At 63.1% G+C, this 12584-nt stretch carries 12 protein-coding genes; 5 read left to right on the top strand and 7 right to left on the bottom strand.

From position 1 onward, the window contains the following. Nucleotides 1-191 precede the first annotated feature (191 nt). The gene (locus HV765_RS14745; RefSeq protein ID WP_054422773.1) at nucleotides 192-1001 is read left to right on the top strand and encodes a hypothetical protein; all 810 of its coding nucleotides are present in this window, start codon (nucleotides 192-194) and stop codon (nucleotides 999-1001) included. Nucleotides 1002-1105: 104 nt separating this feature from the next. Here the strand turns inward: HV765_RS14745 and HV765_RS14740 are convergent, their stop codons facing one another. Both HV765_RS14740 and HV765_RS14735 read right to left on the bottom strand, forming a co-directional pair. After that, nucleotides 1106-1552: a gas vesicle protein gene (locus tag HV765_RS14740; protein WP_175170146.1), complete on the bottom strand. Its 447-nt coding sequence runs from the start codon at nucleotides 1550-1552 to the stop codon at nucleotides 1106-1108. Between the two features lie 47 nt (nucleotides 1553-1599). Beyond that, complete coding sequence (locus HV765_RS14735; RefSeq protein ID WP_245636311.1) at nucleotides 1600-2883, bottom strand: ParB/Srx family N-terminal domain-containing protein; 1284 nt, start codon at nucleotides 2881-2883, stop codon at nucleotides 1600-1602. 283 nt (nucleotides 2884-3166) lie between these two features. On the opposite strand from HV765_RS14735, the gene HV765_RS14730 reads away from it, so the two are divergent. Next, entirely contained in the window at nucleotides 3167-3838 is a 672-nt protein-coding gene (locus HV765_RS14730; protein WP_175170145.1) for an ankyrin repeat domain-containing protein, read from the top strand. A 121-nt stretch (nucleotides 3839-3959) separates the two neighbouring features. Here the strand turns inward: HV765_RS14730 and HV765_RS14725 are convergent, their stop codons facing one another. Beyond that, complete coding sequence (locus HV765_RS14725; protein WP_175170144.1) at nucleotides 3960-5069, bottom strand: porin; 1110 nt, start codon at nucleotides 5067-5069, stop codon at nucleotides 3960-3962. A gap of 299 nt (nucleotides 5070-5368) precedes the next feature. On the opposite strand from HV765_RS14725, the gene HV765_RS14720 reads away from it, so the two are divergent. The 3 genes from HV765_RS14720 (at nucleotide 5369) to HV765_RS14710 (ending at nucleotide 8693) form a co-directional block, all read left to right on the top strand. After that, nucleotides 5369-6040: an NUDIX hydrolase gene (locus HV765_RS14720; RefSeq protein WP_175170143.1), complete on the top strand. Its 672-nt coding sequence runs from the start codon at nucleotides 5369-5371 to the stop codon at nucleotides 6038-6040. A 96-nt stretch (nucleotides 6041-6136) separates the two neighbouring features. After that, nucleotides 6137-6979: a ribose-phosphate diphosphokinase gene (gene prs / locus HV765_RS14715; RefSeq protein WP_175170142.1), complete on the top strand. Its 843-nt coding sequence runs from the start codon at nucleotides 6137-6139 to the stop codon at nucleotides 6977-6979. A 22-nt stretch (nucleotides 6980-7001) separates the two neighbouring features. Then, the gene (locus HV765_RS14710) at nucleotides 7002-8693 is read left to right on the top strand and encodes a nicotinate phosphoribosyltransferase (protein ID WP_175170141.1); all 1692 of its coding nucleotides are present in this window, start codon (nucleotides 7002-7004) and stop codon (nucleotides 8691-8693) included. On the opposite strand, the gene HV765_RS14705 is transcribed toward HV765_RS14710, so the two are convergent. From HV765_RS14705 to cyoB, 4 genes are read right to left on the bottom strand one after another with little or no spacing between them, the layout of a single operon-like run. Further along, the gene (locus HV765_RS14705; RefSeq protein ID WP_175170140.1) at nucleotides 8690-9475 is read right to left on the bottom strand and encodes an SURF1 family protein; all 786 of its coding nucleotides are present in this window, start codon (nucleotides 9473-9475) and stop codon (nucleotides 8690-8692) included. The genes HV765_RS14710 and HV765_RS14705 overlap by 4 nt on opposite strands. Beyond that, on the bottom strand, nucleotides 9475-9885 hold the full coding sequence (cyoD, locus tag HV765_RS14700; RefSeq protein WP_175170139.1) for a cytochrome o ubiquinol oxidase subunit IV: 411 nt from the start codon (nucleotides 9883-9885) through the stop codon (nucleotides 9475-9477). The genes HV765_RS14705 and cyoD overlap by 1 nt, the downstream gene beginning before the upstream one ends. Beyond that, nucleotides 9882-10523 carry a cytochrome o ubiquinol oxidase subunit III gene (gene cyoC, locus HV765_RS14695; protein ID WP_054422759.1) on the bottom strand — a complete coding sequence of 214 codons (642 nt, stop codon included), beginning with the start codon at nucleotides 10521-10523 and terminating at the stop codon, nucleotides 9882-9884. The genes cyoD and cyoC overlap by 4 nt, the downstream gene beginning before the upstream one ends. Next, complete coding sequence (gene cyoB, locus HV765_RS14690; RefSeq protein ID WP_054422758.1) at nucleotides 10516-12519, bottom strand: cytochrome o ubiquinol oxidase subunit I; 2004 nt, start codon at nucleotides 12517-12519, stop codon at nucleotides 10516-10518. The genes cyoC and cyoB overlap by 8 nt, the downstream gene beginning before the upstream one ends. Nucleotides 12520-12584 lie beyond the last annotated feature (65 nt).

Below are 12584 nucleotides of genomic sequence, written 5' to 3'. Positions count from 1 at the left end.
AGAATCTTCTTGTTCATTCTGCGGGCGGCCTTAGGCACCATTCCCAAGATATCGGACTCCGCCACGATCCAGCTGCGCACCGGGCTCAGGCGCCGCGCCGCCACTGCCTACGGCGGGTATACGTTAATCGAGAACTGAATGAAATTGTCCCGGACCCGACCTTCCGCGCATCGCCACGCCCGGGTGACGCCATGAGAGACGACGCTCGATTCTGGTCTCGTTGCAGCGAATCTGTGTTGTTGCGCTTTCAGCCCGTGTTCACCGCGCAAGGGCAGGTCTACGAATATGCCGTGCTTGGGCGCAGCCGCCCATCCCCCTGGAGCGGATTGAATCCCTCCGGCTTGGGAGCCGGCCTTCAGGCTGGTGCGGCCTTCTTCAAGAAATTCAGCACCCCAATCGACATCTCGTTCGAACATCCGCTTGATGTCACAGGCACAGGCGATCTTGCCGAACGCTTGTGTGCGGAACTGGGCATAGGCCTGGAAGGCGATCGCATCTGGATCAACAAGACGGCCCACCACGATGACGCCATGCCATTGATGCTGGCGAGCAAGCGCCTCATGTTCACATTGCCGCTGACCGAACGGCTATCGGAACGCGCGGACGTGCTGGCGCGCTACCCCGAATTTCAGGCTCGCCTGCGCGCGCGTCTGGTGCCTGCCAGTATCAATGGCAGGGTTCTGGAATGTGGCACATTGCGCCCCGACGGCTTGCAAGTGCAGATTCCTTTGGGCTTGTCCGAAAACCGTTCCTTGCAAGGCCGCTTCTTCACGCTGATGGAGCGCGCATGGAACGCCAAGCTGCACGTCGTGGCGGGCGGCGTCGATGACATCCGCGACTTTGCCTGGATGCGCCTGCATAGCGATCTGCTATTCCGCGGCCACGCGTTATCTGCGCCGCTTAGCGCGGAATGTCTGGATTCCTGGCTGCAAGCCGACAGCAGCGCGTGGCGCACCTTCAACGCATGCACCACGCGCTATGCCGGCGCAGACGGCTTGTAAGCCGCTTAGCCCGCCAGCCGCCAGCCGCCAGCCAGCCAGCCAGCCAGCCCACCAGCCCACCAGCCACCAGCCACCAGCCACCAGCCACCAGCCCGCCGCCAGCCTTAGCCCGCTTGCAGGCGGCCCAGGATGAAGCCGTCCACCGAGCTCGTACGGCCGCGCCACAGCGTGGGCTGACCGGCGATGGGTGAACCGTCGGCCGAGAAGAACAACGCGTCGGCAAGGTGGATGTAATTAGGCAGCGGGTCCACGGGCTGCGGCACGCGGAAGACATCGCCCAATTCCGCCAACGATGCGCGCACGCCGTTGCGCGTATCCGCATCCAGCGTGTCCAACGATTCGGTAAAGTTGGCGGCGAAGCGGTCAAAGTAATCAGCGCCCGACACGATCGACCCCGACACCAGCATGCCGCCCATCTGCAACGTCACGCCGATGCTCTCGAGCTGGCTGCCGTTATTCACCAGGTTGACCAGAAACTGAAGAAAGGCGTCCGCGCTGGGCGCAGCGTTCGAGTTGGCGCTGGAGGCGGCGATGGGGGAGTCGATGCTCATGGGTGACGTCTCTGAAAAAGGGGCGGAAAGAGCGACAAGATACTCGATTACCAGCCCCAGCAGGTGCCGGCTGCCGGTTTGCCGCAGGCGCGGTAGTTGACCGCGAACCACAGTTTGCCGGCGTTGCGCGGCGAGCCATCGCTTTTGCGGTCCACGCGCGGCAGCTCTTCCAGCGCGTCGCGTGAATCCTTCACCGAGACGCCATTGGCCACGTTGGCGGTTAACGGAATGCCGCCCAGGCTGGCGGCGGTACGGTCATCGAACACGACGTCCGCCGGGGCCAGCGCGCCCATCTTCAATGCGGCATCGCGCACGGCAGCGGCGTAGCTGTCGTTGGCGCCGCCGGGCACCAGCGCCGCGTTCATGGTGCTGACCGCCAGAATTTGCGCGGGCGTTGCGGGCGCCACCATCTTGTACTGGTCCAGCGCGGGCAGTTGGCTGCTGGCCACTTGGCGCCGCAGCCAGTCGCCCCACAGGAATTCCGCGAACTCCGGCAGGCTGCCGTTCTTGTAGGCGACGTCGCGCGTGAAATACACCAGCGAGCGATAGCGGTCTTCCTGCATGCCGCCGGCTTCGTCGGTGCTGGCCAGACCCAGACGGCTGGGCAGTTGGTCAACGGTGATCGGCTGGTTCTGTCCGTCACGCAGCCAGGCGCGGCGTTCGTCGACCATGCGTTGCCAGAACGCGGCGGCGGTGGTGAGGTCGCTGTAATTCGCGTCTACCTTGACCCAGACCGGCAGCTTCGGGCCGCCGTCGAAAATTTCCCGCAGCGACGAGAACGTGTGATGGCCGTCCGTCAGGTACAGATTGCCATCCCAGCCGACCACGACGGTCTTCAGGTTTTCGGTATGCGTGCCGGGCGCGTCCTTGCAGGCGAAGGTGGCGGGCTGGTCCAGGCGGGCGGCGCGGGCGGCGGCGATGTCAGCGAATTTTTGCGCCCGTTCGGTGCCACCCATGTCTTCGCAGTAGTCGTCGAATTTCTTGCCGACGGTGCGGTCCAGATAGTCCAGCTGCAAGACCGCATCGGCCGACCAGGTGGGGCGGTTGAAGTCGCCTTGCCAGCGGCCCAGCTTGTAATAGATCTGGTCGTAGCCGATGGCGGCTTGCGTGGGGTGCAGTTCTTCGATGCGCACCTGAATGACGTCGCCCGGCTTTGCGCTCAGGTAGGCCGTGTTGCGCGACGGCGTTTCAGGTTGGGGCTCCGGTTCCGGCGCCGGGTCCACGACCGCGGGCGGCGGTGTGACGATGGGGGAGTCTTTATCGTCATCGCTGCCACCGCCATTGCACGCGGCAAGCGCCAGCGGCAGCAGGGCGGCGGCCAGCAAGCGCACCAGCGGGGACCTCAGCGGTGATACCCGCGCGGAGACTCCCGGCGATCCCACCGGAGACTCCAGCGGACACTCCAGCGGAGATACGCAAGGGCGGGGCGAAAGGGCGGGCTTCGGAGGGTGGAATTCAGGAGTCATGGGCCGTGTGGGTCTGCGTTCTAAAGGTATCCAATCATGACTGCCGCGTGTTTCCCCCGTATTGCACGGGCAAGACCGCGCGCCGATTTCCCATTACTGACAGGCTTGTCCATAATCATCGGTCGATTCAGTCAGGAGGATACCGGCTATGGCGATCATCAAATTCTGGCGGGCGTGTTTTGTGTTGGCGGTCAGCGCGCTGGGGGCAGGCGCTGAGGCGGCGGTGGACCCGGCCGCGCAATTGCGGGATGCCGCCGCGCAAGGGGAAACGGCGCGGGTGCGCGAATTGCTGGCGCAAGGTGTGCCGTTGGAAGGGCGGGACGTGCAGGGCAATACGGCTTTGCTGCGGGCGACGCAAGCAAATCAGGTGGACGCCGCGCGTGCGCTGATCGAAGCCGGCGCGGATGTGAATGCGCAGAACCGGATGCAGGACAGCGCCTATCTGCTAGCGGGAGCCGAAGGCTACCGCGAGATCCTGGACCTGGCCTTGCGGCATGGCGCTGACTTGAAAAGCACCAACCGCTATGGCGGCACGGCGCTGATCCCGGCGTGCGAACGCGGGCATGTGGAAGTGGTGAAGACGCTGTTGCAAGCGGGCGTTGACCCGGATCACGTGAACCGGCTGGGGTGGACGGGCTTGCTGGAGGCCATCATCCTGAGCGACGGCGGGCCACGGCATCAGGCGATTGTCGCGCTGCTGATCGCGGCGGGCGCCGATGTGAACCTGGCCGACCGCGATGGCCGGACGCCGCTTCAGCATGCCCGGCAACGCGGGCAGGCTGAAATCGTGCAGATGCTTGAGCGCGCGCAAGCGCGTTGAACGGAAACGGGGCCCATGGAAACGGGGCCCACGGAAACGGGCTAACGGAAACGGGCCAATGGAAACGGGCCAACGGAAACGGGGCCCGCCATACACCGGCGGGCCCCGTTTCGTTATCCGCTTAGAACTGGTGGCGGATGCCCAGGCCTGCGGCGGTGCTCTTCAGGCCGTCGATGAACGCGTAGTCCGTGCCGTACGAACCGTAGGCGTACAGGTTGGTGCGCTTGGACAGGTCGTAGGTGTAGCCCACGCTGTACACGTTCATGTTGGCGTCGCCGCCCGTCAGCTTGTCGTTGGACGGAGCCACGTGCTGCCACGAGGCGAACACGCTGCTGGCGCCGCCAACCGGCAAGGTCGCGCCCAGCATGTAGGAGTTGGCCTTGAAGCCGTTCACGAAGCGGTTGGTGCCGAACTCGTCGCTGAACGGGGTGCCGGCGGGCAGGTCCTGGCCGACGAACCAGCCGTCGGTGGTGCGGCCATAGGCGGCGGCCAGCTTCACGACTTCCAGGTCATACGACACGCCCAACGCGTACTGGCGCGGCGTGGCGTTGCTGTCGATGGTGGCGCTGCGGTTGGAACCGTTCAGTTGGTCGTATGTCAGCGCAACGTTCAGCGGGCCTTGCACATAGCGCAAGCCAGCGGTGATGCCGCGCGTGTTGTCGGCGGTGCGGAAGCCCGTTTGATCAGCGGTCGTGTCGTCGGCGTTGAACGAGTAGCCGATGCCGAATTCAAATCCGTTCACCGAAGGGGTGCGGTACATGACCATGTTGTCCCAGCGCATGGTGTTGGCCGCGCTGAAACCCAGGCCCAGGTTGGATTGGGTGTAGCTGGTGTAGAAGGGATCGATGTCGGCCAGGTAGTTCGAGCCGATCGTGGCTTGGCGGCCGAAGTCCAACTGGCCCCAGGCGTCGTTGGCCAGGCCGATGGTGGCTTGGCGGCCGAACAGGCGGCCCGATTGTCCGCGCTGGCCGTTGGCGGAGTCGAACCCGCTTTCCAGCTTGAAGACGGCGCGCAGGCCGTCGCCCAGATCTTCGGAACCACGCACGCCCCAGCGGGAGCCGGCCTGGATGCCGTTGATCATGCCGAGCTTGCTACCACTGTAGCCATCGCCCTTGATCTTGTTGTAGCCGAGGCCGGTGTCGATGACACCATAGAGGGTGACTGACGGTTCTGCCTGAGCAATGCCTGTAAAAGCGGTCAGCATCGCAGCGGCGAGCAGCGTCTTTTTCATCCGGGGATCTCCTGGGAATTTGGGTTGGAAAAAACAAAGGGAACAGCACATTCGGCAGTGAGCCGAACGGTGTTCCCGGCCAGCAGTATAAACAATTACGTTATTTTCTGCGTCATTTTCTGGGTCATTTTCTGTCTATTGCCTGGGATGTTCCGTCTATTTCGTCTAATTCTTGGCGCTTTGGCCCTGGCCTGACGGCGTGCCGCAGGGGTGCCTCGTGACCTGCCTGATGCGTGTCATTTGACGGTTGCACGCCATAGTGGCATCTTGCCCCGAACCCGCATTCATGGAACCCGCCCGTGGACTATCCACTGCCTCTTGTCACTGTTGACGCCGTCTTGCTCACCTTGCGGGCAGGCGCGCTGGAAATTGCCCTGCATCAGCGCGACCGTGCGCCTTTCAAAAATGCGATGGCCTTGCCGGGCGGCGTGGTGCATGCGGACGAAGACGACCACACCGAAGCCAGCATTCGCCGCGTCCTGCGGGAAAAGACCGGCTTTGAACCCCGCTACCTGGAACAGTTGCAGGTGTTCTCCGGCAAAGACCGTGACCCGCGCCAATGGTCGCTGTCGGTGTCGTACGTAGCGCTGGTGCCGGCGGCGGAATTGGAAGCCGCAAGCCAGGCCGGTTTCCCGGGTTTCCAGGGTTTCCGTTTCGTCAGCGTGGACGCGCTGCCGCCGCTGGCGTTTGACCACGCCAGCATCGTCACCGCGGCCGTCGCCCGGCTGCGCAACAAGTCCAGCTATTCCACCTTGCCGTTCTTCCTGTTGCCCGAACGCTTCACGCTGACGGAACTGCAACACACCTACGAAGCGATCTTGCAGACGCGGCTCGAAAAATCCAACTTCCGCCGCAAGATGGACGCCTGGGGCGTGCTGGAAGATACCGGAGAGCAAGTCGGGGGCGCGCAACGGCCCGCGCGTCTGTATCGCCTGAAGGACTTCACGTTGTTCGACCGCAGCGTCGGATAGCACCGGGCGACGTCCATTCACTACTTAGTTGCAAACAAACAATAAGTAGGTTTATACTCGCTTCACTTAGTTTTGAAATGCCACTAAGGGCTGATCATGTTCACCATCACTGCGGTAGTAGAAGGGCAACGCATCACCGGCACGCCGGCCGCGTTTGTATTTCCCGGGGGCGAAAGCCAGGTTACGGTGCCGGCCAACTTGCAGGCCCAAGCCGATGCCGCCAGCGCCTTCCGTATCCACGCATTGCTGAAGTCGGCCGACGATGTCATGCAATTGCTGATGCTGACCGACGCGCTGCGCCGCCTGAACCCGGGCGTGCCGGTGCACCTGGACATGCCTTACGTGCCGTACGCGCGCCAAGACCGCGTCTGCAATCCCGGCGAGGCGCTTGGCGCTGCCGTGTTCTGCAAGCTGATCAATGACCAGCAGTACGCCACCGTGACGGTCGTGGAACCGCACAGCGACGTGACCCCGGCGCTGCTGCAACGTCTGCGCGTGGTGGACGCCGCCGCGTTCCTGAAGAACGCGCTGGCCGCACCCGCCTTTGCCCAGGGCGTGACCCTGATGGCGCCTGACGCAGGCGCCCGCAAGCGCGTGCAGGCTCTGGCCAAGACGCTGGGCGTGGCGGACGTGCGCTACGCCGAAAAGGTGCGCGATACGCAAACCGGACGCATCACTGAAACGCGCGTGCCGGACGATATCCCCGATCAGCCCGTGCTGGTGGTTGACGACATCTGCGACGGCGGCCGCACGTTCCTGGAACTGGCCGCCGCCTTGGGCGACAAGACCCGCCAGCCGCTCTACCTGTATGTCACGCACGGCATCTTCAGCAAGGGGCTGGCCGAACTGAACGCCCGCTACGCCGGCATCTTCACTGCCTATGACTGGACGGATGCGACAGGCGCGAATGCGCCGGTGCTCGTCAATATTGAAAACTGAAAGCCAAGAAGGAACCTGCACCATGAATGCCCCCGATAGCCTTACCGTCAAGAACGGCATCAATCCCTTCCTGCAAGCCGATTTCTACAAGACGGGCCACCCGTTCCAGTACCCCAAGGGCACCAACAAGATCCTGGCCAACTTCACGCCGCGCTCGGCTCGCCTGGCCCCGGTGCTGCCTGAACTGTTCGACGACAAGATCGTCTGGTTTGGCCTGCAAGGCTTCATCAAGGAAATCCTGATCGATCTCTTCGACCGCGAATTCTTCGGCAAGCCGGCAGGCGCCGCCGTGCGCCAATATCAGCGCCGTGTGGATAACGCGTTGGGCAAGGGCGCGGTCACCGTGGACCACTTGCAGGCCTTGTATGAGCTGGGCTATCTGCCGCTGGAAATCCGTTCGGTGCCGGAAGGCGCACGTGTGGATATCCGCGTGCCGCCCGTCACCTTCATCAACACGCACCCCGACTTCGCGTGGCTGGTGACGTACATCGAAACCCTGTTCAGCTGCGAATCGTGGAAGCCGTCGACGGTGGCGACCATCGCCTTCGAATACCGCAAGCTGCTGACCTACTTCGCGCGCCTGACGGGCAGCCCGATGGACTTCGTGAACTGGCAGGGCCACGACTTTTCCATGCGCGGCATGTCGGGCCTGTATGACGCCCGCAAGAGCGGCGCGGGTCACTTGCTGTCGTTCACCGGCACCGACACCATTCCCGCCATCGATTATCTGGAAGACATCTACGGCGCCGATTCCGACCGCGAATTGATCGGCGGTTCCGTCCCGGCGACGGAACACTCGGTGATGTGCCTGGGCAGCAAGGAAGGTGAAATCGAAACGATCCGCCGTCTGGTCACGCAGGTGTACCCGGCGGGCATCGTGTCGGTGGTGTCGGACACCTGGGACTTCTGGCAAGTGGTGACCGATTTCGCGTCAGCATTGAAGGGCGAAATCCTGGCGCGTCAGCCGGATGCATTCGGCAACGCCAAGGTGGTGTTCCGCCCCGACTCCGGCGACCCCGTGAAGATTCTGACCGGCTATTTCTGCACCGACGTGTCCCGCGTGGAAGACAGCGCCGCCCTGGCCGCCGCCCGCCGCGAGGGTTTCGAAGCGGTGCGTGATGCAGCAACCGGCACGTACTGGCTGCTGGACGACAACGGCCGCGCCAGCCAAACTCTGCGCGAGCCAGAAGTGAAGGGCGCGGTGCAATGCCTGTGGGATATTTTCGGCGGCGTCGTCACCGACCGCGGCTACAAGCTGCTGGACCCGCACGTTGGCCTGATCTACGGCGACTCCATCACGTTGACGCGCGGCCGCGACATTCTGGTCCGCCTGGAAAAGAAGGGCTTTGCATCGGGCAACGTGGTGTTGGGCATTGGTTCCTACACCTACCAATACCTGACGCGCGACACCTTCGGCTGGGCCTTGAAGGCCACCTACGCGGAAGTCAACGGCGAACCGCAGGAGCTGGTGAAAGACCCGGTGACGGATTCCGGCGTCAAGCGTTCGGCCAAGGGCTTGTTGCGGGTAGAGGAAACGGCCACGGGCTACGTGCTGCACGATCAGCAGACGGCGGATGCGGCAGCAGGCGGCGCGCTCGTGCCGGTGTTTCGCGACGGCCAGTTGCTGGTTGAGCAAAGCCTGGCGCAAATCCGTGAACGGCTGCAAGGCTCGTGGACGTGCCCCGAGCCCGGCAGCATTCACTGGCCGGTTTAGGCTTTGCCCCATGCGCGCTTTTCTTCGCGCACGAAAATCGCCACGCCGACGATGATCATCAGCGCCAGCGCATACCAGGTGATGGCATAGACCAGGTGGTTGTTCGGGAAGGTCAGCACCGTCAGGCCGCCGACGGGGTCGCGGGCCGGGTCCCGGCTGGGGCTGGACGCGGCGTCGGCGTCGATGAAGTACGGCGCCACGTCCGTCAGCCCGCGCGCGGTGGCGATGGCCGGCAGGTCGCGCGAATACCAAAGGTTTGACGCGGGATCGTTGTTGCGCAAAAAGCCGCTGCCCGGTTCTCCCATGCGAAGCAGCCCGGTCACGCTGCCTTCGGCGGGCGGTTGCGCAGTGTTGACCTGGCTCTTGCGCCATTCCGGCAGCACGAAGCCGCGGTTGACCAGCACCGTGCCGCCCTCGGGCAATTGCAGCGGCGTCATGACCCAGTAGCCGCTGCCCAGTTCGGTGGCGGCCTGCACCAGCGTCTGCTGGTCGTACAGGTACTTGCCCGTGGCCGACACATGGCGGTATTCGGCATTGTTGAAGCTCAGCGTGCGCCAGTCGCGCTTGCCCGGGGCCGGCGTGGTGGGCGCATGCGCCCGCTGGTTCACTTGCGCGATCAGGTCACGCTTCCAGGCCAGGCGGTGCACCTGCCAGGTGCCCAGGGCGCACAGGCCCGCGAACAGCGCAACAGCAACCACCCCCAGAATGACCAGGGTGGTTTTGCTGCGCGGACTACGGGGGGTGTCGCCGGGGTGTTGTTGAGTGTTTTTTACTGCAGCCATCAGGGCATTTTCCGCATGTCGTGTGTGGACATGGGCATCATATTGGAGTTCAAGTGATACATGATCCAGATTGACCCGCTGAGCGTGATTACGACCAGCACCAGCGTGAATATTAACGCCAACATATTCCAGCCGCTTTCGGACTTGGCGTCCATGTGCAGGAAGTAGACGATGTGGACCACGATCTGCACCACGGCAAACGCCAGGATCACCAACGCCGTCGTACGCGAATTGGCGAAGACGCGGTCCATCACCAGCCAGAACGGAATGGCCGTCAGAATGGCCGCCAGCACGAAGCCGGTGATGTAGCTTTTCAGGGTGCCGTGGCCGGCGCCGTCGTCATGGTCGTCGTGGCCGTGGCCATGGCCGCCATGGCCATGATCCGCCAGGTTATCCATGTGCGAGCTCATGGCAGCACTCCCATCAGATACACGAAGGTGAACACGCCCACCCAGATCAGGTCCAGGAAGTGCCAGAACATCGACAGGCACATCAGGCGGCGGCGGTTTTCAGGGATCAGGCCGTGCATTTGCACCTGGATCATCATCGTCACCAGCCAGACGATGCCGAAGGTGACGTGCAGGCCGTGCGTGCCAACCAGCGTAAAGAACGACGACAGGAAAGCGCTGCGTTGCGGGCCGGCACCCTGGTGGATCAGGTGCGCAAATTCATACAGTTCCAGCGACAGAAAGCCCAGGCCCAGAATGCCGGTCACCGCCAGCCACAGCTGGGTCGCGCCGATACGGTTGCGCCGCATCTCCAGCATGGCGAAGCCATACGTGATGGATGACAGCAGCAGCAGCGACGTGTTCACCGCCACCAGCGGCAGGTCGAACAGGTCGGCGCCGGACGGCCCCGCCGCATAGCTGCGGCCCAGCACGCCGTAGGTGGCGAACAAGCACGCGAAGATGAGGCAGTCGCTCATCAGGTAGACCCAGAACCCGAGCAGGGTGCCGTTCTGGGGATGGTGTTCGCCCGCGACGTAGAACACGGGCTCCGGGGGCGGCGCGGTGCCGCCGGGCAGGGTGGGGGCCAAGGTATCAGACATGTTTCGCTAACAACCTCGTGCGGGCGTCTTCTACGCTTACGACCTCATTGGCCGGCACGTAGTAGTCGCGCTTGTAGTTGAAGGTATGGATGATGGACACCAGGATCAGCGCCGCGAACGACAGCACGGCCAGCGGCCACATGTGCCAGATCAGCGCAAACCCCATCACCACGCTGATCCCCGCCAGCACGATGCCGGCCCAGGTGTTCTTCGGCATGTGGATGGGAATGAAGCCTTGCTGCGGCCGCTCGTAGCCGTGCTGCTTCATCTGCCACCAGGCGTCCAGGTCATGCACGCGTGGCGTGAAGGCAAAGTTGTAGTTGGGCGGGGGGGACGACGTCGACCATTCCAGCGTGCGGCCATCCCAGGGGTCGCCCGAGTCGTCGCGCAGCTGGTCGCGGCGGCGGTAGCTGACCACCAGCTGGATGATGAAGCTGGCGATGCCGCAGGCAATCAGCAAGGCGCCAAACGCCGCAATCTGGAACCAGATTTGCAGCGACATGTCTTCGAAGTGATTCACGCGGCGCGTGACGCCCATCAGGCCCAACACGTATAGCGGCATGAAGGCCACGTAGAAGCCCACCAGCCAGAACCAGAACGAGCACTTGCCCCAGAAGGGATCAAGCTTGTAGCCGAAGGCCTTGGGGAACCAGTAGGTAATGCCGGCCATCAGCCCGAACAGCACGCCGCCGATGATCACGTTGTGAAAGTGCGCAATCAGGAACAGGCTGTTGTGCAGCGCAAAGTCAGCGGGCGGCACCGCCAGCAGCACACCCGTCATACCGCCAATCACGAAGGTGACCATGAAGCCCAGCGTCCACAGCATCGGCACTTCAAAGCGGATGCGGCCGCGGTACATGGTGAACAGCCAGTTGAAGATCTTCGCCCCGGTCGGGATCGAGATGATCATTGTTGTGATCCCGAAGAACGAGTTCACACTGGCGCCGGACCCCATGGTGAAGAAGTGATGCAGCCAGACCAGATACGACAGCACCGTGATCACAACCGTGGCGTACACCATGGACGCGTAGCCGAACAGGCGCTTGCGGCAGAACGTGGACACCACTTCGGAAAAGATGCCGAAGGCGGGCAGGATCAGGATGTAGACCTCGGGGTGGCCCCAGATCCAGATCAGGTTCACGTACATCATGGCGTTGCCGCCAAAGTCCGCGGTGAAGAAGTTGGTGCCCACGTAGCGGTCCATCGACAACAGCGCCAGCACCGCGGTCAGCACAGGGAAGGCCGCCACGATCAGCACGTTGGTGCACAGCGCCGTCCACGTGAAGATGGGCATGCGCATCATCGTCATGCCGGGCGCGCGCATCTTCACAATGGTGACCAGCAGATTCACGCCGGATAGCAGCGTTCCCACCCCCGCTATCTGCAAGGCCCATATGTAGTAATCCACCCCCACATCCGGGCTTTGCATGATCCCTGATAACGGTGGATACGCCAGCCAGCCGGTGCGCGCGAATTCGCCCACGAAGAGCGACATCATCACCAGCACGACGCCACCCGTCGTCATCCAGAAACTGAAGTTGTTCAGGAAGGGAAACGCCACGTCGCGCGCGCCGATCTGTAGCGGCACGATGTAGTTCATCAAGCCCGTGACCAGCGGCATGGCCACGAAGAAAATCATGATCACGCCGTGCGCGGTGAAGATCTGGTCGTAATGGTGCGGCGGCAAATAGCCCGTTGAATCCCCAAAGGCCACCGCCTGCTGCAAGCGCATCATGATGGCGTCGGCAAAGCCGCGCAGCAGCATCACGATGCCCAGAATCACATACATGATCCCGATCTTCTTATGGTCGATGCTGGTGAACCATTCGTGCCACAGATAGCCCCACTTCTTGTAGTAAGTGATGGAGCCCAGCACCACGATGCCGCCGACTGCCACCATGAAGAAGGTGGCGAGCAGGATCGGTTCGTGAAAGGGGATGGCGTCCCAGGTCAGGCGGCCAAAGAACAGCTTGATGAGGTCTGGTTGATCAGGCATCTCGATTCCAGCGTAAAGACCACAATTTCATGTTGCCCCTGCGTCATCCCTTGCGGACGGCCGAC

This window comes from Achromobacter kerstersii, assembly GCF_902859595.1.
Taxonomy (GTDB): Bacteria; Pseudomonadota; Gammaproteobacteria; order Burkholderiales; family Burkholderiaceae_B; genus Achromobacter; species Achromobacter kerstersii.
The sequence above is the reverse complement of the archived record's forward strand: the minus strand, read 5'-3'. Positions and strand labels throughout refer to the sequence as shown.

Bases quoted from the DNA above. Each gene is read 5' to 3' on its own strand.
- HV765_RS14705 (WP_175170140.1), bottom strand. From the start codon at position 9,475: ATGGCTGCAGTAAAAAACACTCAACAACACCCCGGCGACACCCCCCGT.
- cyoB (WP_054422758.1), bottom strand. From the start codon at position 12,519: ATGCCTGATCAACCAGACCTCATCAAGCTGTTCTTTGGCCGCCTGACC.
- cyoD (WP_175170139.1), bottom strand. From the start codon at position 9,885: ATGAGCTCGCACATGGATAACCTGGCGGATCATGGCCATGGCGGCCAT.
- HV765_RS14725 (WP_175170144.1), bottom strand. From the start codon at position 5,069: ATGAAAAAGACGCTGCTCGCCGCTGCGATGCTGACCGCTTTTACAGGC.
- cyoC (WP_054422759.1), bottom strand. From the start codon at position 10,523: ATGTCTGATACCTTGGCCCCCACCCTGCCCGGCGGCACCGCGCCGCCC.
- prs (WP_175170142.1), top strand. From the start codon at position 6,137: ATGTTCACCATCACTGCGGTAGTAGAAGGGCAACGCATCACCGGCACG.
- HV765_RS14745 (WP_054422773.1), top strand. From the start codon at position 192: ATGAGAGACGACGCTCGATTCTGGTCTCGTTGCAGCGAATCTGTGTTG.
- HV765_RS14740 (WP_175170146.1), bottom strand. From the start codon at position 1,552: ATGAGCATCGACTCCCCCATCGCCGCCTCCAGCGCCAACTCGAACGCT.
- HV765_RS14730 (WP_175170145.1), top strand. From the start codon at position 3,167: ATGGCGATCATCAAATTCTGGCGGGCGTGTTTTGTGTTGGCGGTCAGC.
- HV765_RS14710 (WP_175170141.1), top strand. From the start codon at position 7,002: ATGAATGCCCCCGATAGCCTTACCGTCAAGAACGGCATCAATCCCTTC.